The organism is Kitasatospora sp. NPDC088160, from assembly GCF_044741445.1.
In the GTDB taxonomy this organism is placed as follows: Bacteria; Actinomycetota; Actinomycetes; order Streptomycetales; family Streptomycetaceae; genus Kitasatospora.
The window spans coordinates 30694-50935 of sequence record NZ_JBIUSS010000030.1 but is presented as its reverse complement, the minus strand read 5'-3'; the positions used below and the strand labels follow the sequence as shown (position 1 = coordinate 50935).

At 73.4% G+C, this 20242-nt stretch carries 19 protein-coding genes; 8 read left to right on the top strand and 11 right to left on the bottom strand.

Features of this window, described 5'->3' with window-relative positions; all coding sequences use genetic code 11:
- Positions 1-9: 9 nt before the first annotated feature.
- Positions 10-336, bottom strand: a complete 327-nt coding sequence (gene fdxA, locus ACIOGZ_RS35700) for a ferredoxin (RefSeq protein ID WP_030061559.1) — start codon at positions 334-336, stop codon at positions 10-12.
- Between the two features lie 131 nt (positions 337-467).
- Between fdxA and ACIOGZ_RS35695 the strand changes: the two genes are divergently transcribed.
- Together ACIOGZ_RS35695 and ACIOGZ_RS35690 are read left to right on the top strand one after the other, a co-directional pair.
- Positions 468-1481, top strand: coding sequence for a GNAT family N-acetyltransferase (locus ACIOGZ_RS35695; protein ID WP_400989006.1), 1014 nt, complete (start codon positions 468-470; stop codon positions 1479-1481).
- Positions 1482-1569: 88 nt separating this feature from the next.
- Positions 1570-2442, top strand: coding sequence for a transglutaminase-like domain-containing protein (locus tag ACIOGZ_RS35690; RefSeq protein WP_350879909.1), 873 nt, complete (start codon positions 1570-1572; stop codon positions 2440-2442).
- 84 nt (positions 2443-2526) lie between these two features.
- On the opposite strand, the gene ACIOGZ_RS35685 is transcribed toward ACIOGZ_RS35690, so the two are convergent.
- On the bottom strand, positions 2527-3156 hold the full coding sequence (locus ACIOGZ_RS35685) for a response regulator transcription factor (protein ID WP_063347943.1): 630 nt from the start codon (positions 3154-3156) through the stop codon (positions 2527-2529).
- Positions 3157-3239: 83 nt separating this feature from the next.
- Between ACIOGZ_RS35685 and ACIOGZ_RS35680 the strand changes: the two genes are divergently transcribed.
- A complete protein-coding gene (locus ACIOGZ_RS35680; RefSeq protein ID WP_363586761.1) occupies positions 3240-3740 on the top strand; it encodes a GNAT family N-acetyltransferase in 501 nt (166 codons plus the stop codon).
- 50 nt (positions 3741-3790) lie between these two features.
- On the opposite strand, the gene ACIOGZ_RS35675 is transcribed toward ACIOGZ_RS35680, so the two are convergent.
- The 5 genes from ACIOGZ_RS35675 to ACIOGZ_RS35655 form a co-directional block, all read right to left on the bottom strand.
- The gene (locus ACIOGZ_RS35675; protein ID WP_400989004.1) at positions 3791-4141 is read right to left on the bottom strand and encodes a hypothetical protein; all 351 of its coding nucleotides are present in this window, start codon (positions 4139-4141) and stop codon (positions 3791-3793) included.
- Positions 4142-4155: 14 nt separating this feature from the next.
- On the bottom strand, positions 4156-5418 hold the full coding sequence (locus ACIOGZ_RS35670) for a sensor histidine kinase (RefSeq protein WP_400989002.1): 1263 nt from the start codon (positions 5416-5418) through the stop codon (positions 4156-4158).
- A gap of 8 nt (positions 5419-5426) precedes the next feature.
- Positions 5427-6149, bottom strand: a complete 723-nt coding sequence (locus ACIOGZ_RS35665; RefSeq protein ID WP_363585413.1) for an ABC transporter permease — start codon at positions 6147-6149, stop codon at positions 5427-5429.
- Positions 6146-7093 (bottom strand): ABC transporter ATP-binding protein, encoded by a 948-nt coding sequence (locus tag ACIOGZ_RS35660; RefSeq protein ID WP_363585414.1) that lies wholly within the window; start codon positions 7091-7093, stop codon positions 6146-6148. The genes ACIOGZ_RS35665 and ACIOGZ_RS35660 overlap by 4 nt, the downstream gene beginning before the upstream one ends.
- Positions 7094-7298: 205 nt before the next feature.
- Complete coding sequence (locus ACIOGZ_RS35655; RefSeq protein ID WP_400989000.1) at positions 7299-9452, bottom strand: prolyl oligopeptidase family serine peptidase; 2154 nt, start codon at positions 9450-9452, stop codon at positions 7299-7301.
- A 311-nt stretch (positions 9453-9763) separates the two neighbouring features.
- Here ACIOGZ_RS35655 and ACIOGZ_RS35650 point away from each other — a divergent pair, with 311 nt between their 5' ends.
- The 5 genes from ACIOGZ_RS35650 (at position 9764) to ACIOGZ_RS35630 (ending at position 15785) form a co-directional block, all read left to right on the top strand.
- Entirely contained in the window at positions 9764-9958 is a 195-nt protein-coding gene (locus tag ACIOGZ_RS35650; protein ID WP_063347949.1) for a DUF2304 family protein, read from the top strand.
- Between the two features lie 31 nt (positions 9959-9989).
- Complete coding sequence (mshB, locus tag ACIOGZ_RS35645; protein WP_363629549.1) at positions 9990-10925, top strand: N-acetyl-1-D-myo-inositol-2-amino-2-deoxy-alpha-D-glucopyranoside deacetylase; 936 nt, start codon at positions 9990-9992, stop codon at positions 10923-10925.
- Positions 10922-11383 carry a DUF6113 family protein gene (locus ACIOGZ_RS35640; protein WP_363585417.1) on the top strand — a complete coding sequence of 154 codons (462 nt, stop codon included), beginning with the start codon at positions 10922-10924 and terminating at the stop codon, positions 11381-11383. Before mshB ends, ACIOGZ_RS35640 begins: the two co-directional genes overlap by 4 nt.
- 237 nt (positions 11384-11620) lie before the next feature.
- On the top strand, positions 11621-13951 hold the full coding sequence (locus tag ACIOGZ_RS35635) for a peptidoglycan binding domain-containing protein (RefSeq protein WP_400988998.1): 2331 nt from the start codon (positions 11621-11623) through the stop codon (positions 13949-13951).
- A 121-nt stretch (positions 13952-14072) separates the two neighbouring features.
- Positions 14073-15785: an ABC transporter family substrate-binding protein gene (locus ACIOGZ_RS35630; RefSeq protein WP_400988996.1), complete on the top strand. Its 1713-nt coding sequence runs from the start codon at positions 14073-14075 to the stop codon at positions 15783-15785.
- A 23-nt stretch (positions 15786-15808) separates the two neighbouring features.
- Here ACIOGZ_RS35630 and ACIOGZ_RS35625 read toward each other — a convergent pair whose 3' ends face one another.
- The 4 genes from ACIOGZ_RS35625 to ACIOGZ_RS35610 all read right to left on the bottom strand — a co-directional run bounded on the left by ACIOGZ_RS35625 (position 15809) and on the right by ACIOGZ_RS35610 (position 20174).
- Entirely contained in the window at positions 15809-16858 is a 1050-nt protein-coding gene (locus ACIOGZ_RS35625; RefSeq protein ID WP_363585420.1) for an ABC transporter ATP-binding protein, read from the bottom strand.
- Between the two features lie 158 nt (positions 16859-17016).
- Positions 17017-18201, bottom strand: coding sequence for a dipeptide ABC transporter ATP-binding protein (locus ACIOGZ_RS35620; protein WP_363585421.1), 1185 nt, complete (start codon positions 18199-18201; stop codon positions 17017-17019).
- Positions 18191-19243 (bottom strand): ABC transporter ATP-binding protein, encoded by a 1053-nt coding sequence (locus ACIOGZ_RS35615; RefSeq protein ID WP_363621425.1) that lies wholly within the window; start codon positions 19241-19243, stop codon positions 18191-18193. The genes ACIOGZ_RS35620 and ACIOGZ_RS35615 overlap by 11 nt, the downstream gene beginning before the upstream one ends.
- A gap of 16 nt (positions 19244-19259) precedes the next feature.
- Positions 19260-20174 carry an ABC transporter permease gene (locus ACIOGZ_RS35610; protein WP_363585478.1) on the bottom strand — a complete coding sequence of 305 codons (915 nt, stop codon included), beginning with the start codon at positions 20172-20174 and terminating at the stop codon, positions 19260-19262.
- Positions 20175-20242 lie beyond the last annotated feature (68 nt).

Below are 20242 nucleotides of genomic sequence, written 5' to 3'. Positions count from 1 at the left end.
CACCGATCGTCAGTGGTCGGCGTTCTGCGGCGGCAGAGCGGCGATGAAGGGGTGGTCGCGCTCGATCAGGCCCAGCTTCGAGGCGCCACCGGGCGAACCCAGATCGTCGAAGAACTCGACGTTCGCCTTGTAGTAGTCCTTCCACTCCTCCGGGGTGTCGTCCTCGTAGAAGATCGCCTCGACCGGGCAGACCGGCTCGCAAGCGCCACAGTCGACACACTCATCCGGGTGGATGTAGAGCGATCGCTCGCCCTCGTAGATGCAGTCAACCGGGCACTCTTCGATGCACGCCTTGTCCTTCACGTCGACACAAGGCTGCGCGATGACGTAGGTCACGCTGTCGTTCCTCCTCGGAAGGGCCGTGGCGGCCCGTTCTGTTCTGCTCGCGTGCGCGGTGAGCGCGGCGTCGTCGATGCCCGCCCCTAGTATCGCGGGTCGGAGACCGCAAATGCACAGGAGGTGCCCAGATGACGGCAGGCGGCCCGGCCCAGGACCGTCCGGAGGTCCGGATAGATCGCTCTGACGTGGGACGACGCGTGTCCGTCCGGCGCCTCTCGGGGTTCGTGGACGACCGGCCGGTGTTCCGGGATTCGATCGGCGTGCTCACATCGTGGGACGATCATGGACTGACGGTCGCTCCGCGGACCGGCGACCCCGTCTCCTTCCCCGAGAAGCTGCTGGTCGCGGGCAAGGTCGTGCCGCTCTTCCCGGCCCGGCGCGCACCGCTGCCCGCCGCCACGCCCGTCGAACTCCAGCGGATCGCGGCCCGCGGCTGGCCCGCCGTCGAACAGGAGCCGCTCGGCGCGTGGACGCTGCGCGCCTCGGCCGGGTTCACCCGCCGCGCCAACTCCGTCCAGGCACTCGGTGACCCCGGACTGCCGCTGCCCGACGCGCTCACCGCCGTCCACCGCTGGTACGCGGCGCGCGGCCTTCCCGCGTACGTCGAGGTGATCACCCCGGGCTCGCCGGACGAGCTGCGGGCCGAGCTCGACCGGCTGGGAGCCCGTTACGCGCCCACCCTGGTGCGCACCGCCCCGCTGGCCGGGCTCGCCCGGGCCGGCTCCGGGCCCGAGCGGGTCCGGCTCGCCCGGACCGCCGACCCGGCCTGGCTCTCGCTCTACCGCCGGGTCGGCGAGGACGAGGCGCTGGAACGGGCCGCCCGGCAGGTGCTGCACGGCGGGCCGTCGGTCTGGTTCGCCACCGTGCCGGGCGCCCCCGGACAGCCGCCGCTGGCGATCGGACGCTGCGTCGTCGACGGGCCCTGGGCCTGCTTCGGCGCGATCGAGGTCGCGCCGTACGCCCGGCGGGCCGGGCTGGCCACGACCGTCATGGCGGTGCTCGCCGCCCGGGCCGCCGAGGAGGGGGCGACCGGTGGATACCTCCAGGTCGAGGCGGACAACACCGGGGCGATCGCGCTCTATGACGGACTCGGCTTCACGACCAGTCACACTTACCACTACGCCCTTCTCCCCCAGGGGTAGCACCGCCCGCCCGCACCGCCGCCCCGCCCGCCCGCCGCTCCTCGCCCGCCGTTCGCCCGCCCGTCGTACGAAAGCCGTCGCCGTCACCGTGACCGAGCAGAGCAGAGACCGCTTCCGGACCGCCGCCCGCGCCGAGCATCCCGACCCGGTGCTGCTCTGCCTGCTCGCCGCCGCCGAACACGGCCCGGTCCTCGACCCGGACGACCCCGGGGAACCGCCCAGCGTGGACGCCCTGCTCGCCGCCTGCGAGGCCGCCCTCGACCGGCACGCGAGCGCCGTCCGGCTCGCCGTCGCCGAACGCGCCCCCGCCGGCCCGGAGGAGACCGCCGCCCTGCTCGCCGCCGTCCTCGGCGGGCGGGAACGCTTCCACGGGCGGCAGTCCGACTACCGGCGGCTCGAATCCTCGCTGCTGCCCGACGTGCTGCGGCGGCGGCGCGGACTGCCGATCATGCTGTCCCTGGTGTGGATGGCGGTCGGGCGGCGGGCCGGGCTCGCCGTCCACGGCATCGCGCTGCCCGGCCACGTCATCGTCGCCGTCGGCGGGCCGGGCGGCGGCGACGAGTACGTGCTCGCCGACCCCTTCCACGGCGGGCGGCTGCTCGACCCGGACGACGCCGAACGCCTGGTCCGCGGCGCCGGGCAGGAGTTCAGCCCCGACCTGCTCACCCCCGCCCAGCCGCTCGACCTCGTGCTGCGCGTGCTCGGCAACATCCGCGCCTGGGCCGCCGACCGCCCCGAACACGCCCGCACCCAGCTCTGGGCCACCGAACTCGCCCTCCTGCTGCCCCGCCACCCCGCCCAGCTTCGCCTCGAACGCGCCGAACTCCTCGTCCGCACCGGCGACTTCCTCGGTGGCTCGGCCGAGATGGACGCCTTCGCGCAGATCCTCGACACCTTCGACCCCGACACCGCCGCCAAGGTCCGCCAGGAGGCCCGGGCCGCCCGGCACCGGCTCAACTGACGACCGCCCGGGAACTCGCTCGGAGCCAGTCGGGGGCGCGCCCAGAACCAGCCGGGGGCGCGCTCGGAGTCAGCCGGGGCGCGCTCAGAGCCAGCCCTTCTCCCGGGCGATCCGCACCGCCTCGGTGCGGTTGCGGGCCTCGGTCTTCTGGATCGCCATCGACAGGTAGTTGCGGACCGTCCCCTCCGACAGGTGCAGCCGCCGCGCGATGTCCGCGTTCACCGCCCCGTCCGCCGCCGCGCCCAGCACGTCCCGCTCGCGCGCCGTCAGCGGATTCGCCCCCTCCGCCAGCGCGGCCGCCGCCAGCACCGGATCGATCACCCGCTCCCCGCGCAGCACCCGCCGGATCGCCTCCGCCAGCTCCGAGGCCGGCGCGTCCTTCACCAGGAACGCGTCCGCCCCCGACTCCATCGCCCGCCGCAGGTACCCCGGCCGGCCGAAGGTCGTCGCGATCACCACCCTCGTCCCCGGCGCGTTCCGACGCAGCTCGGCGGCCGCCTCGATGCCCGTCATCCCCGGCATCTCGATGTCCAGCACGGCCACCTGCACCTCGTGCGCCAGCACCGCCGCCACCACCTCGTCCCCGCGCCCCACCTGCGCGACGACGTCGATGTCCCCCTCCAGCCCGAGCAGCGCCGCCAGCGCCTCCCGGACCATCCCCTGGTCCTCGGCGAGCAGCACGCGGATCAGGGCCCCGTTCTGAATGTCACTCATGGCCACGACCTTAGAGGGGCGCCGGAGAGGCCGCGGAAGGTATTCGCCTGGCTCGCCGAAGGCCTGCGGGCCAGACTGGCGGCATGCTGAACCTGGAACGCCTCCGCCCGGACCACGCCGACGCCCTGCTGGCCTTCGAGCGCGCCAACCGCGCCTGGTTCGCGCGGACCGTTCCGGACCGCGGTGACGCCTACTTCGCCGATTTCCCGGCCCGCCACGCCGCCCTGCTCGCCGAACAGGACTCCGGCGTCTGCCGGTTCCACGTCGTCCTCGACGCGGCCGGCGCCGTCCTCGGCCGCGTCAACCTCGTCGACATCACCGACGGCACCGCCGAACTCGGCTACCGCGTCGGCGAACACGCGACCGGCCGGGGCGTCGCCACCACCGCCGTCGCCCACCTCTGCCGGCTGGCCGCCGCGGACTACGCCCTCACGTCGCTGACCGCCGTCACCACCCTCGACAACCTCGCCTCCCAGACCGTCCTCACCCGCAACGGCTTCGCGGTCGTCGCCGAACTCACCCTCGACGACCGCCCCGCGCTCCGGTTCGGCCGCGCCCTCGCCGACGGCCGGCCGTCGGCATAGGAAACCGGCGCGGGAAGTCGGCCAGGCCGACTTCCCGCGCCGGACGCGGGTCAGAGCCAGCGCTGCGCGGCCTCGACACTGTCGGAGCCACTGGTGTTGAAGGCGATGGCGGCCTGCGGGGCGTGGCGGCGGACGAGGTTGACGACGAGCTCGAAGAAGGGCAGGGCGGGTTCGGGCTTGCGGATGCCGCCGCCGATGACGACGACATCCCAGTCCCGGCCGGCGAGGGCGGCGATGATCACGGGCCCGGCCGTCTCGTCGGGCGCGACCAGGGCCATCGACGCGTCGATGCCGTGGTCGGCGAAGCGGGCGAGTTCGGCGTCGAGGACGGCCCGCAGGCCGTCGCCGTCCATGCCGGGGACGGTGTGCGGGTCGAAACCGAGGATGAGTGCGGTAGCCATGCCGGGGAGGACGGTCAACCCGACCGGCCGGGTTCCGTACCGGCCGGCGCGGTGACCACCCGCAGCGGGACGAAGGCCCGGAGCCGGAAGCCCCGGCCCCGCTCGCCCGGCCCGGCCTCCAGCCGCCCGCCGACCAGGGCCAGCCGCTCCTCCAGGCCCGAAAGCCCATTGCCCGGCTGGGACTTGCCCGGTCCGCGCCCGTTGTCGGCGATCTCCAGGACGGCGTAGCGCTCGCCGCCGCCCTCCCAGCTCTCGTCGGCCGTGACGGTGCAGACGGTGGCGCCCTCGCCGTGCCGGACGATGTTGGTGACGGCCTCGCGCAGTGCCCAGGCCAGCGCGCCCGCCTCCTCGTCGGCGAGCCCCGGCCAGGTGTCGGCCAGTTCCGGCGCGGCCTCCAGCCTGACCTGTGCGGCGGCCAGCGCGGTGCGGGCGGCGGCGAGTTCGACCGGCAGGGTGGGGCGGCGGAAGCCGGTCACCGCCTCCCGGACGTCGATCAGCGACTGCCGGGCGACCTGCTCGATGTCGGCGACCTGCGCCCGCGCCGCCTCGTCCTTGCCGGCGTCCATGAACCGCCCGGCCAGTTCGCTCTTCAGCGTGATCAGCGACAGCGAGTGCCCGAGCAGGTCGTGCAGGTCGCGGGAGAGGCGCAGCCGTTCCTCGGAGGCGGCCAGGTGGGCGACGGCGGCGCGGGCCTCGCGCAGTTCCTTCATGGTGGCGACCAGCCGCTGCATGCCGGTCATCGCGGCGCCGGCGAGGAAGGAGGTGAGGGCCAGGGTGGGGATGGTGTCGCCGCCGGCGTGGCTCAGCACGCCGACGGTGGCGGTGAGCGCGGCCATGGCGGCGACACCGGGCAGCGCGTAGCGCACCGGCAGGATCACGGCGACGCACACCGAGGCGTAGGTGAAGAGGGTCAGGAAGGCCTCACCGAGGACGAAGGCCGAGACGCTCGCGAGCACGACCATCATCGCGACGATCAGCCGACAGGCCCGGGGCCGCATCCCGACCATCGAGCGGAAGATCACCAGCAGGACGTAGCTGCCGACGAAGACCGCCAGGCAGAGCCAGCCGAACACCCGGGCGGCCGTCCCGTGCCCGCCGTGCAGCAGGTTGCCCACCGGGTAGGCCAGGTAGATCGTCCACAGCAGCATCCAGCTGACCTTGACCAGCAGCTGCCGCCTGGTCTCGATCGGCGAGCCCGGGACGGTCATGAACGACGTGCGCGCCGGACCCGCCTCCGGCTGCTCGTCGGATCGGCGGGTCTGGCGCGGCTCGGTCATGCCGGTCATCATGCCTGGCGGGTGTCGCGGCGGTACAGCGCCGCCGCGGCGACGACGAACACCGCGAGGAAGGCGGCCAGCCCGGCGACCGCGCCGGTGTCCAGGGAGTGCCCGGGCTGGGTGAACGCGGCCAGCTGGTTGTACAGGTATACCGGGTTGAACCGGGCGAACTTCTCCAGCGAGCCGCTCACCGGGAACCACGTCCCGCCGAACAGCGCCATCACCATGTAGGTGATCATCACGATGGTCTGCACCGAGTCCGGCGCCGCCGCGTACCCGAGCGCGACCCCGAGCGCCGCGAACACGAAGCTGCCCAGCCACAGCGCCGCCGCCAGACCGGCCCACTGCGCCGCACCGAGCGACACGCCCTGGACCGCGCCGAGCGCGAAGACCACCAGGATCGCCGGCAGCGTGGTCACCGAGCTCGCGGCGATCTTGCCGAGGGTGTACGCCCGGCCGGGCAGCGCGGTGAGCCGCAGCTGGCGCACCCAGCCGCTCTTGCGCTCCAGCGAGATCCGCTGCGCGCTGCCGGTGAGCACCGCGCCGACCGCGCCGAAGGTGGCCATCGAGACCATGAAGTAGGTCTTCGCCGACAGGCCGCCGGCCAGTGGGGAGGAGCCGTAGGCGTGGGTGAAGAAGAAGTACATCAGCGCCGGGAAGGCGATGGTGAAGACCAGGTAGCGCCGGTTGCGGAAGGTCCGCAGGATCTCCAGCCGGATCAGGGTGGTCATCGCACGGTCTCCTTCGCGTCCTCGCGCTGGTCCTGCGCGCCGGTGATGGTCAGGAAGGCCTGTTCCAGGCCGAGGCCGGTGACTTCCAGCCCGCGCGGGTACAGGCCCGCCCGGTAGAGCCCGGCGACGCTGGCGTCGGCGTCCGCGGTGCGGATCCGGACGGTCCGCACGCCCGGCACCCGGGCGGTGACGTCCAGGGACTGCACGCCCGGCAGCAGGCGCAGCACGCCTTCGTCGAACTCACCGTCCACGTCGTGGAGTTCGAAGGCGACCCGACGGGCTCCGGCGCGCGCCTTGATCTCGGCGGAGCTGCCGTCGGCGATCAGCCGGCCCCGGTGCAGGACGAGGACGCGGTCGGCGATCGAGTCCGCCTCCTCCAGGTAGTGGGTGGCGAACAGCACCGTGCGCCCGGCGTCGGCCTGCGCCCGCATGCTCGCCCAGAACGCCTGCCGGACGGTGACGTCCATGCCGGTGGTGGGCTCGTCCAGCACGATCAGGTCGCTGTCTCCCGCGATCGCGAGCGCGAAGCGGACCCGCTGTTCCTGGCCGCCGGACAGCTTGTCGGCCCGGCGCTCGGCCAGTTCGGTGATCCCGGCATCGGCCAGCACCTCCTCGACCGACCGGCCGCGCGGGTGCACGTCGCGGGCGAGCTCGACCAGTTCGCGGACCTTGACGTCGGCCATCAGCCCGCCGCTCTGCAGCATCGCGCCGACCCGGCCGGCCGCGATCGCCTCCCGCGGGGTGCCGCCGAACAGCGTGACGCTGCCCTGGTCGGGCTGGCGCAGGCCGAGCAGCAGGTCAAGGCTGCTGGACTTGCCGGCGCCGTTCGGGCCGAGCAGGGCGACGGTCTCGCCCGGGCGCAGCACGAGGTTGAGGTCGTCCACGGCGCACACCCGCCCGTAGCTCTTGCCGACGCCGCGGAAGGCGGCCACTTCGGTGCTCATCGTCCCGTTCTTCTCCCCTGGTGGTGTCGCGCCCGTGGTCGCGATCGGTGTCGCGATCGGTGTCGTTCGCACCACCTCAGAGTCCCGTGCGGGCGGGGTGCGGCGGCAGTGTCCGCCGTCGTGCCTTCGGTATGACGGATGTCATGGCTGCGGCCGGTACCCGGGTCAGGGGTACCGGCCGCACGACCGCAGGTCAGGCTGGGTGTCAGAGGCCCAGCGCGCGCTTCACGAAGTCGACCTGGAGCAGCAGCAGGTTCTCCGCGACCTCCTCCTGCGGCGTCATGTGCGTGACACCGGACAGCGGCAGCACGGTGTGCGGGCGGCCGGCCGCGAGCAGCGCGGAGGACAGCCGCAGGGTGTGCGCGGCGACCACGTTGTCGTCCGCCAGGCCGTGGATGATCATCAGCGGCCGCTCCAGCCCGGCGGCGTAGCCGGTCAGCGAGTTGGCCGCGTACACCTCGGGCCGCTCGGCCGGGTGGCCGAGGTAGCGCTCGGTGTAGTGGGTGTCGTACAGCTCCCAGTCGGTCACCGGCGCGCCGGCGACGGCCGCGTGGAAGACGTCGGGGCGGCGCAGCACGGCGAGCGCGGAGAGGTAGCCGCCGTACGACCAGCCGCGGATGGCGACCCGGCCGAGGTCCAGCGGGAACTCCTCGGCGAGCGCCTGCAACGCGTCGACCTGGTCGTCGAGGGTGGCCCCGGCGAAGTCGAAGGCGATGGACTTCTCCCAGGCCGGGCTGCGGCCGGGGGTGCCGCGCCCGTCGGCGACGACCACGGCGAAGCCCTGGTCGGCGAACCACTGCGAGTTGAGGTGCGGGTTGTGCGCCTGGACGACGCGCTGGCCGTGCGGGCCGCCGTACGGGTCCATCAGGACGGGCAGCAGGCCGTCCCGCTCGCGGTCGTAGCCGGTGGGCAGGAAGACCGCGGCCGGGATGCGGCGCTCGCCGGCGAAGCGGAACACCGGGCGGGCGGTGATGACCGGGGTCTCGGCGTAGGAGGCGATGGTGGCGACGTCGTCGACGACCACGCCTTCGGGCAGGTCGCGGGCGACCTGGACGAGGGTGCCGGGCAGGTCGGGCTCGGCGGTGGCGCGCACGGTGATCCCGCCCGCGTGCACGGCGCTGGTGACGGAGGTGAACGGACGACCGTTGGCGGACTCCCAGCCGAGCCGCTTGCCGTCGTGGCTGATCCGGCCGACGGCGATCCAGCCGGGCTCGGGGTCGGTCTCCGCGGCGCCGCCGGAGGCGGTGAACAGCACCTCGGCGTCGGTGACGGCGACCACCGAGCGCAGGTGCAGGTCGGCCCCGGTGACGGCCTGGTCGCCGATCACCAGCGCCCGCACGCCGCCCTCGTCGGAGATCCGGACCAGCTTGCCGTCCGGGGTCCAGGCCGGGACGCCCTGGAACAGCTCCAGCCAGGCGTCGTCGCGCTCCTCGAACAGCACCTCGGTGGCGCCGGTGGCCACGTCGAGGCCGAGGACCAGCTGGCTGCGCTGGTCGCGGGCCTGGACGAGCAGCAGCGGCACGCCGCCCGCGGACCAGTGCACCCGGGCGAGGTACGGGAAGGCCGTGCGGTCCCAGACCACCTCGGTGCGGCCGCCGTCCAGGTCGAGCACCCAGAGGCCGACCTCGGCGTCGGCGGTGCCGGCGGCCGGGTAGGCGACCTCGGCGGGCTCGCGCTGCGGGTTGGCCGGGTCGGCGATCCACCAGCGGCGCACCGGGGTGTCGTCGGCGCGCTCGACCAGCAGCCGGTCGCCGTCGGGGGACCACCAGAAGCCCCGGTCGCGGCTCATCTCCTCCTGGGCGATGAACTCGGCCTGCCCCCAGGTGACGTTCGGGCCGTCGGGCTCGGCGAGCACCCGGTCGGCGGTGCCGTCGGCGCGGGTGAGGCGCAGTTCGCCGGCGGTGTTGGCGTAGGCGACGTGGCTGCCGTCCGGGGAGACCCGCGGGTCCAGCAGCGGGCCCTGGGCGGGCAGTTCAGCGGTGGCGCCGGTGGCCAGGTCGGCGGTGAACAGCCGGCCGGAGAGGGCGAAGGCGGCCAGCCGGCCGGCCGCGTCCAGGGCGTAGCCGACGATGCCGGCCGAGCCTTCGCGGCTGCGCTCGCGGCGGGCCTTCTCGGCGGGCGAGAGGTCCTCCTCGCCGCCGCCGAGCAGCACGGCCGGGTCGGCGGCGATCCGCTCCTCGCCGGTGGCGGTGTCGAGGGTCCAGAGCAGGTTGGCCCGGTCGCCGCCCGATCGGGAGCGCAGGAAGACGACCCGCGAGCCGTCCGGTGCGACGGAGAAGGAGCGGGGCGCGCCGACGGTGTAGCGCAGGGTCCGCGCGTACTGCCGGGGGAAGGTGTCCGCAGGGGTGTGGGAGGTCATGGCACCAGACCCTACGACGCCGTACTCCCGCTGCCGGGCGCCGGTGATCACTCGTTCGGAGCATCGTTCCCGAGTACGCCCCAAAGGCGCCCATACCCCCTCCGACCGGCCCATGCGCCCTACGAGTGCCTCCGTACCCCGGCGTGTGGAGACTCACCGAATGTAATGATCCCCTTACTCATCGGGTATGACTGGTCGGGCGAGTGATCGTCGGGCCCGTCCCGGCCACGGTCGCCCGACCGCAAGTCCCGTACGGTCCCACCGTCACCCTCCCCAGGGGGTGGCGCACCCGAGAAGGGGTGTGAGCCGACATGGCTTTGTCCGTCTCCGCAGCCATGCTGATGCTGGTCATCGTGGTGGTACTGATCCGCCGCTCCGGGCTGAAGCTCGCGCACGCGATCATCTGCGCGCTGCTCGGCTTCTACCTGGCGTCCAGCTCGATCGCGCCGTCGATCAGCCAGGTCACCAGCAACCTCGCCGGGATGATCAACGGCCTGAAGCTCTGACCCCGCCACGGCGGTCGTTAGGCTTCCTCCCATGACCGCGACTACCGGCCGCCGCCTGCTCCTGGTGCACGCCCACCCCGACGACGAGTCGATCGGCAACGGCGCCACCATGGCCCGGTACGCCGCCGAGGGCGCCCAGGTCACCCTGGTGACCTGCACCCTCGGCGAGGGCGGCGAGGTGATCCCGCCCGGGCTGGCCCATCTGACGGCCGATCGGGAAGGCACCCTCGGCGCGTACCGGATCGGCGAGCTGACCGCGGCGATGCGCGCGCTCGGCGTCACCGACCTCCGCTTCCTCGGCGGCCCTGGCCGCTACCGCGACTCCGGGATGATGGGCCTGCCCGACAACGACGTGCCCGGCTGCTTCTGGCGGGCCGACCTCGACGAGGCGGCCGGCCACCTGGTCGCGGTGGTCCGCGAGGTCCGGCCGCAGGTGCTGGTCACCTACGACGAGAACGGCGGCTACGGGCACCCGGACCACATCCAGGCGCACCGGGTCGCGATGCGCGCGTACGAGCTGGCGGCCGATCCGGCGCACCGCCCGGAGCTGGGCCCGGCCTGGCGGATCGCCAAGGTGTACTGGAACCGGATGCCCCGCTCGGTGATCGAGGCCGGGCTCGCCGAGACCGCCGCCCGGGCGTCCTTCCCCGGGACGGCCCGGCCCGCCGACGTTCCCGGGGTGGTGGCCGACGAGGTGGTCACCACCGTGCTGGACGGCTCCGCGTACGCCGGGCGCAAGGCCGCCGCGATGGCCGCGCACGCCACTCAGATCACCGTGGACGGCGCCTTCTTCGCGCTCTCCAACGACCTCGGCCAGCCGCTGGTCGCCACCGAGTACTACCAGCTGGTACGCGGCCAGGCCGGGCCGGAGCGGCCCGAGGACGACCTGTTCGCGGGGCTGTCGCCCGCCGCCGACCCGCTGCCCACCGCCACCGCCACCGCCACCGCCGAGGAGAGCGTCCGATGACCGAGCCCGCCGCCGCCCGGCCGCCGCGCCGCTCGTTCCCGGCGGCCGTCCTCGGCACCCGCGGGGAACGGCTGGCCGAGCCTCAGCCCCCGCGCGCCGCCCGGATCGCGGCCTACGTCCTGTTCTTCCTGCTGGGTGTCGCGGTGTCGGTCTGCGGATCCTTCGTGCAGGCCTTGTGGCCGCCCGTGGGGGTCCTGCTGGCGCTCGCGGCGACCGGCGCCACCTTCTACGGCGGCCTACGGGTCACCGGCACCCGGCTGGGCGCGGCACTGCCCGCGGCCGGCTGGTTCATGGCGATGCTGCTGGTGATCGTGCCCCGGCCGGAGGGCGACAACGTGCTGTGGTCCAACGCCACCTCGCTCGGCTGGCTGTTCGGCGGCTCGGTCCTGGGCGTGATCTGCGCCACCCTGCCGACCCGCGGCAGCTGGTTCCCGGGCGTGCCCGGCCCGCCGCGCTGAACCCGCCCGCGGGGCACGTACGCACCGCGCACGACGCGCAGTCAGGAGCGCGCGGCCGTACTCTCATACCGGAGGAACCGGACGTATCAGGATCTGTCCGAAGCCGTTCGCCGCTCTGTTCTTCCCAGTATGGTGGTCCCGCAGAACGCCGTACCCGACCGCCGCCCGCCCAGGCCCGGCGACCACGAACCGCGGTCGCGCCGCACGGCCCGCCCGCGAACCCGGAGCAGAGCAGCATTGAGCAGCCGCGAATCTGACAACGCCCACCCGACGCCCCGGCGTACGGGTCCGGACGCCTACCCGTCGGGCACCCCGCCCTACGGCACACCGGGGCTCCCGGGCGGCGACCGGGCCGGTGCCGCCCAGGGCGCCGCGTCGGGCGGCGAGGACGACGGCCCGAAGACCGAGACCACCCTGACGACCCGGGTCCGGATCAACATCCCCGGGTCGCGCCCGATCCCGCCGGTCGTGGTCCGCAGCACCGTCAAGAACGAGGACGGCCCGGGCGAGGAGGCCCCGGCGGCCGTCCCCGAGCCGGGCGGCCCGCGGCACCGGTCCGCGCCCTCCTCCCCCGTCCTCGGGGTGATGGAGGGCGGCGCCCGCACGGCCACCCCGCCGGAACTGCCGCCGGAGTGGCAGGTCCCGCCGATCCCGCCGGCGACGTCCGAGGCCGAGTCCACCGGCGCCTGGTTCCGGCCCCGGCAGAAGAAGGCCGAGCCGGCGCCGACCGCCGTACCGGCCGGTGCCCCGAACACCCCGGGCGCGCCGGAGGCCCCGGCCGCGCCCGCCGCCGCCGAGCCCCGGCCGACGGCCGCCCCGGCCCCCGGCGCCCGCCCGAACGGTGCCCGCCCCGCCCAGGGCGCGGCCCGTCCGAACGGCCGACCGGTGCCCGCCCAGGCCCAGGCCCCGAACCCGGCCCCGAATCCGAACGGTGCGCCGTTCCCCGCCGGCCCCGGTGCGCAGGCCCCGGCGGAGGAGCCCGGCGTGTACGAGGCCGCCTCCCCCTTCGCGCCGCCCACCGCCGACCCGTTCGCCCCGATGGCGCCCACGGCCGGAGCCCGTGGCCGGCGCGACGACCGCCCGCAGCAGGACGCCCAGCAGAACGGCGGCCGGCGCAACGGCCGGCAGTCCGACGGACGGCCGCAGCAGGGCCCGCGCCCGGGCGCCCGCCCGCAGGGCCCGGCGGCCGGCGCGACGGACCCGGAGGACACCTCGGTCGACGGCTTCGAGCCGATCCGCGAGGGCACCCCGCCGCCCGCCGCCATACCGGGCCTTCCGCAGAACGGCGCCGCGCACGGCGGCGAAGTCCGCCCGCAGCCCGGCCTGTTCGCCTCGGCCCCGGCCGGTGCCGACCCGTTCGCCGCCCAGCGCCCCGCCGCGCCGGGCCAGGACACCTTCGCCCACCCGGCCCCCGGCGGGCTCTTCCCCGGCGCCCCCGGTACCGCCCCCGGGCACCCGCAGCAGCCCGGACCGGACCCGGAGGCCACCGAGTTCACCCCGCTGCCGACCCCCGCCCCGGGCCCCCGGCCCGCACCGCAGCCGGCCAGGACCGAGTCCGCGCCCGCGCCCGCGCCCGCGCCCGCCAAGACCAAGGGCAAGGCCAAGCCGAAGGCCAGCGCCGGCAAGAAGCTGGTCAAGCTGGGCGTGTACGGCTTCGGCTTCGTGCTGTTCCTCGGCGCCGCCGCGTACGGCACCGGCCTGATGCTCAACCAGTCCGACATCCCCAAGGGCACCGTGGTGCTCGGCACCGACATCGGCGGCAACAGCCGCGACCAGGCGATCCACCAGCTCGACGAGACCGTCGGCAAGACCGGCCAGCAGCCGCTCAAGCTGAAGGTCGGCGACCAGGCGCTGAACCTCGACCCGACCGTCGCCGGGCTGAGCTTCGACACCACGGGCACCGTGGACGGCCTCGCCCAGCACAGCTACAGCCCGGTCGACGTCATCAAGTCGCTGAAGGGCGGCACCAAGGCGGTCGCACCGGACGTCAAGGTGGACCGGGCCAAGCTCAAGGCCGCCCTGGACACCCTGGCCTCCGGCTCGGGCCAGGGCCTTCAGGAGGGCTACGTCAAGTTCGCCGACAACGGCGACCCGGTCGTGGTGCCCGGCCGGGCCGGCCAGGCCGTCGACTCGGCGAGCGCCCTCGACGTGGTCGAGCAGGCCTACCGCGACCGCGCCGCCGGCAAGCCCGAGCAGCCGATCGCGCTCGCCGTGACGGCCGCCCAGCCCAAGGTCTCCCCGCAGGCCCTGCAAGCCGCCGCGGACAGCCTCGGCAAGTCCGCGCTCAACGGCAACGTGTACGTCCTGGCCGGCGCCAAGAAGTGGATCTTCGGCAAGCAGGTCGCCGCCAAGACGCTCACGCTCGTCCCGGACGCCTCCGGCAAGATCGTGCCCAAGTGGGACCTCGACGCGCTGAACGGCCAGCTGGGCAGCGTGTTCGACAAGGTGAAGGTCAAGAAGAACGGCCAGAACGCCGCGATCACCCCGCAGGACGTCGCGGACGCCGTCACCTCGCTGCTCGACAAGACCGGCGAGAAGGACCGCACCTTCAAGTTCACCGTCGCCTGAGCAGCGACCGCACCGATCGGGGGGCGGGCCGGCATCCGGCCCGCCCCTCGACAACTCCCCCTCCCGGTCAGCAAGATGTGACGCCACACCTTCCGCCACAGCCACCTCGGGGAGCACGCCGATGAGCCGCCGCCTCCAGCACCGGACGGCTCTGCTCGCCGGTCTCACCGCCCTGTCGCTCTCACTGACGCTCTGTTCGTGCGCCTCCGGCCAGGGTGGCGCCGCCGCGGACGGGCCGTCCGCCACCGGGGCCCCCAAGCTCACCTCGATCGACGTCAACCCGCGCGAGCGCTCCCAGCTGCGCCAGGGCGGCACCCTGCACCTGGCGATCGCCCAGTTCTCCCGCCAGTGGTCGCCGATCCAGACCGACGGCAGCGAGTCCTCGACGATCAGCGTCAGCAAGCCGCTGCTGCCGACCTTCTTCCGCTCCGACGCGGCCGGCACCCAGACCGTCAACCCGGCCTACCTGCAAGACGCCCACGCGGAGCTGCGGGACGGCCGGCAGGTCGTCGTCTGGACGCTCAACCCGAAGGCCCACTGGTCCGACGGCACCCCGATCACCTGGCGCGACCTCGAAGCCAACTGGCGCGCGCTGAACGGGAAGGACCCGGCCTACCGGCCCGCCAGCAACACCGGCTTCGAACAGGTCTCCTCGGTCGAGCGGGGCAAGGACGACTTCCAGGCGGTGATGACCTTCGACCGGCCGTTCTCCGAGTGGCAGTCGATGTTCAACGGCGCCGCCAACGCCCCGCTGCTGCCCGCGAGCCGGCTCGCCACCCCGGAGCTGTTCAACTCCGCCTACCTGGACGCGATCCCGGTCACCGCCGGCCCGTTCAAGGTCGAACGGCTGGACCGCGCCGCCCAGACCATCACACTGGTCGCCGACCCCGCCTGGTGGGGCGACAAGCCGATGCTGGACCGGATCGTCTTCCACGCCATGCTGCCCAACGCCATGGCCCCCGCCTTCGCCAAGGGCGAGATCGACCTCTTCAACAACGGCCCGGACGTCGCCGGCTACCAGACCATCAAGAGCACCAAGGGCGCCGCCGTCCGCCGGGCCGGCGGGCCCGACTTCCGCCAGCTCACCCTCAACGCCCGCACCCCGGCGCTCAGCGACGCGACCGTCCGCCAGGCCGTCTTCCAGGCCATCAACCGGGACGCCGTCATCCGCTCCGACCTGAACGGCCTGGACTGGCCAGCCGCCCCGCTCAACAACCACCTGCTGGTCGCCAACCAGAACGCCTACCGGGACAACTCCCTCGGCCTCAGCCGCTACGACCCCGCCGAGGCCGCCCGCAAGCTGGACGCGGCCGGCTGGCGGCTCGACGGCGACGTCCGCAAGCGCAACGGCCGCGAGCTGAACCTGCGGATGGTCATCCCGGCCGGCGTCACCCAGGCGCAGAGCGAGGCCGACAGCGCCACCAGGACGCTCAAGGACATCGGCATCAAGGTCACCACGGTCACCTCCGCCGCCAACGAGTTCTTCGACAAGTACGTCAACCGCGGCGACTTCGACATCACCGCGTACTCGCTGCTCGGCACGCCCTTCCCGGCCAGCGGCAACCGCGCCGACTTCGTCCAGAACGGCGGCACCAACCACGTCGGCGCGGGCAGCCCGGCGGTGGACGCCGCCCTCGACCGGGCCGCCGCCGCGCCCGACGCGGCCACCGCCTCCGAGGCGATCAACCAGGCCGACGGCGAGCTGTGGAAGGTGGCCGGCGTGCTGCCGCTCTACCAGCGCCCGCAGCTGTACGGCGCCCGCGCCAACCTCGCCAACATCGGCGCCCAGGGGCTGTCCGACATCGTCTGGGAGAACGTCGGCTTCGAGCGGTAGGCGCCGGCGGCGCCCCGGCGCCCTCAGCCGTGCAGGGTCTCCCGCCAGAAGTGGCAGGCGCTGCGACGGCCCGGCAGCTCGGCGCCCTCGGCGTCCACCATCGGCACCAGCGGCGGGAGTTCGCTCAGGCAGCGGTCCTGCACCCGGTCGCAGCGCGGGTTGAACGCGCAGCCCTGCGGGATCTCCAGGAGGCTGGGCGGCAGGCCCTTGATGGCGTGGAGGTTCTGCCCCTTCTGGTCCAGCCGCGGGATCGAGTCGAGCAGTCCCCGGGTGTACGGGTGGGCGGGGCGCGCGTACAGGTCGCGCACCGGGGCCGTCTCGACGATCCGGCCCGCGTACATCACCGCGATCGTGTCCGCGACGTCGGCGACCACGCCGAGGTCGTGGGTGATCAGGATCAGCCCCATGTGGAACTCGTGCTGCAACTCGGCCAGCAGGTCCATCACCTGGGCCTGCACGGTGACGTCCAGCGCGGTGGTGGGCTCGTCCGCGATGATCAGGTCCGGCTCCATGGAGAGCGCCATGGCGATCATGATGCGCTGGCGCATGCCGCCGGAGAACTGGTGCGGGTAGTCACCGACGCGCTGCCTGGCCGCCGGGATCCGCACCCGGTCCATCAGCTCGATGGCCCTCTCCCTGGCCTCCTTGCGGCTGGCGCCGCGGTGCACCTGGAACATCTCGCCGAGCTGGTACCCCACGCTGAGCACCGGGTTGAGCGAGGACAGCGCGTCCTGGAAGATCATCGCGATCTTCTGGCCCCGGACGAACCGCCGGGCCCTGGAGCCCATGGTCAGCAGGTCCTCGCCGCGGTAGAGGATCCGCCCGCCGGTGATCCGCCCGGGCGGCGTGTCCAGGATGCCCATGATCGCCTGCGCGGTCACCGACTTGCCCGAACCGGACTCACCCAGCACCGCCAGCGTCTCCCCGGCCGACACCGAGTAGCTCACCCCGTTGACGGCCCTGGCCACGCCGTCCCGGGTACGGAACTCGACGTGCAGGTCGTCGACCTCCAGCAGCGGGGTCCCGGGCACCAGGTTCTCCCGACCGCCGCCGATCACCTCCACCATGTCCATCCGAGCAGCCCTCCCCCAGCGCAGCGGCGAGCACCTGTACGCGCAGAGCAACTATCAACGACCCGACCCCACTTGCGGAATCGCGCGGCACGTCTCTTTTCCATCACAAGAAAGGGCGCACCCCCGGTGCGGGGGCGCGCCCTGGGTCTCGCGAGCCGCTAACCGGGCTCGGTACCGCCCTGCCCGACCTCGCGCTCCGCCGCGCTCTGCCCCATCTCGCGCTCCGCCGCGCTCTGCCCGATCTCGCGCTCCGCCGCGCTCTGCCCGATTTCGCGCTCCGCCGCGAAGTGACACGCCGAGTCGTGCCGGGCCGCCCCGCCCAGCCAGGACGGCGAGGCGAGCAGCGGGATCTCGGCCGCGCAGCGGTCCTGCGCCTTCCAGCAGCGGGTGCGGAAGCGGCAGCCGGACGGCGGGTTGGCCGGCGAGGGCACGTCCCCGGTGAGCACGATCCGGTCCCGCGACTCCCGGGCCGTCGGGTCCGGCACGGGGACGGCGGAGAGCAGCGCCTGGGTGTACGGGTGGGTGGCGTGGTCGTAGATCTCGGCATCGCTGCCGATCTCGACCATCTTGCCGAGGTACATCACGCCGACCCGGTCCGAGATGTGCCGGACGATGGAGAGGTCGTGCGCGATGAACATGTACGAGAGGTTGAACTCCCCCTGCAGCTTGTCCAGCAGGTTGATCACCTGCGCCTGCACCGACACGTCCAGCGCGGAGACCGGCTCGTCACAGATGATGATCTCCGGCCTGAGCGCCAACCCCCTTGCGATGCCGATGCGCTGGCGCTGCCCTCCGGAGAACTGGTGCGGATAGCGGTTGATGTACTCGGGGTTGAGCCCGACCACGTCCAGCAGGTCCTGGACGGCCTTGCGGCGGTCCCCCTTGGGCGCCACCTCGGGGTGGATCTCGAAGGGCTCCCCGATGATGTCGCCGACCGTCATGCGCGGGTTCAGCGAGGTGTACGGGTCCTGGAACACCATCTGGATGTTGCGGCGGACGGCCTTCAGCGCCGACCCGGACAGCCGGGAGATCTCCTCGCCCTTGTAGCGGACCGATCCCCCGGTGGCCGGCTCCAGGTTCATCAGCACCTTGGCCAGCGTGGACTTCCCGCAGCCGGACTCGCCGACGACGCCCAGCGTCTCGCCCTGCCTCAGGTCGAAGGAGATCCCGTCGACGGCCTTCACGGCGCCGACCTGCTTCCTGAACAGCACGCCCTTGGTCAGCGGGAAGTGCTTGACCAGGTCCCGGACTTCGAGGATCGGCTCGCCGCGCGGCACTTCCTGGGCGAAGGCGGCCTCCTCCGGCACCGCGGCACCCAGTGCGGTGGACCCGTTAGCGGCCATGGAGGGTCTCCTTCCAGAAGAAGCAGGCGCTGCCCCGCCCGGCCAGCGGGGCGCCGTCGTCCTCGGCGACCGGGTACAGCTCCGGCACCTCGGCCCGGCAGCGGTCCTGCGCCCGCGGGCAGCGCGGGTTGAAGGCGCAGCCCTGGGGGATCCGCAGCAGGTTGGGCGGCAGGCCCTTGATGGCGTAGAGCTCCTGGCCCTTCTGGTCCAGCCGCGGGATGGAGTCCAGCAGGCCGCGGGTGTACGGGTGCGCGGGGCGCGCGTACAGCTCGTGCACCGGGGCGGTCTCGACGATCCGGCCGGCGTACATCACGGCGATCTTGTCGGCGACGTCGGCGACCACGCCGAGGTCGTGGGTGATCAGGATCAGGCCCATGTTGTACTCCGCCTGGAGCTCCGCGAGCAGGTCCATCACCTGCGCCTGGACGGTGACGTCCAGCGCGGTGGTGGGCTCGTCCGCGATGATCAGGTCCGGTTCCAGGGCCAGCGCCATGGCGATCATGATGCGCTGGCGCATGCCGCCGGAGAACTGGTGCGGGTAGTCGTTCACCCGCTGCTTGGCCGCCGGGATCCGCACCCGGTCCATCAGTTCGACGGCCCTGTCCTTGGCCTCCTTGCGGGACGCCCCCCGGTGGGCGCGGAACATCTCGCCGAGCTGGAAGCCCACCGTCAGCACCGGGTTGAGCGAGGACAGCGCGTCCTGGAAGATCATCGCGATCTTCTGGCCGCGGATCCTGCGCCGCTCCTCGTTGCCCATCTTCAGCATGTCCCGACCGCGGAAGCGGATCTCCCCGCGCGGGATCCGGGCCGGCGGCATGTCCAGGATGCCCATGATCGCCTGCGCGGTCACCGACTTGCCCGAACCGGACTCGCCGAGCACCGCGAGCGTCTCCCCCGCCCGGACGCTGTAGTCGACCCCGTTGACCGCCTTGGCCACGCCGTCCCGGGTGACGAACTCGACGTGCAGGTCGCGGACGTCGAGCAGCGGCCCCTCGTACGACGCGGCCCGCTCGGACCTGCTGGCGTCCACAGCTGTACTCACGTTGCGCTCCCCTCGCTCAGCGAAGCTTCGGGTCGAGGGCGTCGCGCACCGCGTCGCCCAGCATGATGAAGGCCAGCACGGTGACGGAGAGCGCCACGGCCGGGAAGAACAGCACGTACGGCGCCGTCCGGATCACCTTCTGGGCGGAGGAGATGTCGATGCCCCAGGAGATGGTCGGGTCCTGCAGACCGATGCCGAGGAAGCTCAGCGTCGCCTCGGTGGCGATGTAGCCGCCGAGCGCGATGGTGGCGACGACGATCACGGGGGCGATCGCGTTCGGCAGGATGTGCCGGAACATCAGCCGCCCCGTACCGGCGCCGAGCGCCCGGCCGGCCACCACGTAGTCGGACTGTTTGACGGTCAGCACGGCGCCGCGCATGACGCGGGCGATCTGGGTCCAGCCGAGGAAGGCCAGCGCGATGACCACGCTCCACACCGTTCGGGTGGTGAAGGCGTTCAGCAGCACCAGGGCGCCGAGCAGCAGCGGGAGGCCGAAGAAGATGTCGGTGATCCGGGAGATCACCGCGTCGACGGCGCCGCCGAAGTAGCCGGCGACCATGCCGGCCAGTCCGCCGAGCACGGTGACCGACAGGGTCACGCAGATGCCGACGGTGATCGAGGCGCGGGCGCCGTACACCACCCGGGCGTAGATCGACCGGCCCTGCCCGTCGTAGCCGAACCAGCCGGCACCGAAGAAGTCCGTCCAGTCCGGCCGCCTGAGGTAGTCGTGGATCAGGTCGGCCTTGCGCGGGTCGGCGTCGGTGAACGCCCAGGGGAAGACCGCCATGACGACCAGCAGCAGGATCAGCACGGCGGAGATCAGGAAGATCGGCCGCCGGCGCAGGTCCCGCCAGGCGTCGCCCCAGAGGCTGCGGGCCTCCTCCCGCTTGGCCGGGTCGGGCTCGACCAGGGTCTCCTGCTCGACCGCCATGCCCTGCTCCCCGGCGTAGTCGAGGTGCGAGACCCCGGGCTTGGGGCGCGGCTCGTACGAGTTCTCGT

What these genes read in the sequence shown, in the direction of transcription:
- ACIOGZ_RS35655 (WP_400989000.1), bottom strand. Translation starts at nt 9,452, where the DNA reads ATGACCTCCCACACCCCTGCGGACACCTTCCCCCGGCAGTACGCGCGG.
- ACIOGZ_RS35665 (WP_363585413.1), bottom strand. Translation starts at nt 6,149, where the DNA reads ATGACCACCCTGATCCGGCTGGAGATCCTGCGGACCTTCCGCAACCGG.
- ACIOGZ_RS35660 (WP_363585414.1), bottom strand. Translation starts at nt 7,093, where the DNA reads ATGAGCACCGAAGTGGCCGCCTTCCGCGGCGTCGGCAAGAGCTACGGG.
- ACIOGZ_RS35640 (WP_363585417.1), top strand. Translation starts at nt 10,922, where the DNA reads ATGACCGAGCCCGCCGCCGCCCGGCCGCCGCGCCGCTCGTTCCCGGCG.
- ACIOGZ_RS35650 (WP_063347949.1), top strand. Translation starts at nt 9,764, where the DNA reads ATGGCTTTGTCCGTCTCCGCAGCCATGCTGATGCTGGTCATCGTGGTG.
- ACIOGZ_RS35620 (WP_363585421.1), bottom strand. Translation starts at nt 18,201, where the DNA reads ATGGCCGCTAACGGGTCCACCGCACTGGGTGCCGCGGTGCCGGAGGAG.
- ACIOGZ_RS35685 (WP_063347943.1), bottom strand. Translation starts at nt 3,156, where the DNA reads ATGAGTGACATTCAGAACGGGGCCCTGATCCGCGTGCTGCTCGCCGAG.
- ACIOGZ_RS35675 (WP_400989004.1), bottom strand. Translation starts at nt 4,141, where the DNA reads ATGGCTACCGCACTCATCCTCGGTTTCGACCCGCACACCGTCCCCGGC.
- ACIOGZ_RS35680 (WP_363586761.1), top strand. Translation starts at nt 3,240, where the DNA reads ATGCTGAACCTGGAACGCCTCCGCCCGGACCACGCCGACGCCCTGCTG.
- ACIOGZ_RS35670 (WP_400989002.1), bottom strand. Translation starts at nt 5,418, where the DNA reads ATGACCGAGCCGCGCCAGACCCGCCGATCCGACGAGCAGCCGGAGGCG.
- mshB (WP_363629549.1), top strand. Translation starts at nt 9,990, where the DNA reads ATGACCGCGACTACCGGCCGCCGCCTGCTCCTGGTGCACGCCCACCCC.
- ACIOGZ_RS35625 (WP_363585420.1), bottom strand. Translation starts at nt 16,858, where the DNA reads ATGGACATGGTGGAGGTGATCGGCGGCGGTCGGGAGAACCTGGTGCCC.
- ACIOGZ_RS35630 (WP_400988996.1), top strand. Translation starts at nt 14,073, where the DNA reads ATGAGCCGCCGCCTCCAGCACCGGACGGCTCTGCTCGCCGGTCTCACC.
- ACIOGZ_RS35695 (WP_400989006.1), top strand. Translation starts at nt 468, where the DNA reads ATGACGGCAGGCGGCCCGGCCCAGGACCGTCCGGAGGTCCGGATAGAT.
- ACIOGZ_RS35610 (WP_363585478.1), bottom strand. Translation starts at nt 20,174, where the DNA reads ATGGCGGTCGAGCAGGAGACCCTGGTCGAGCCCGACCCGGCCAAGCGG.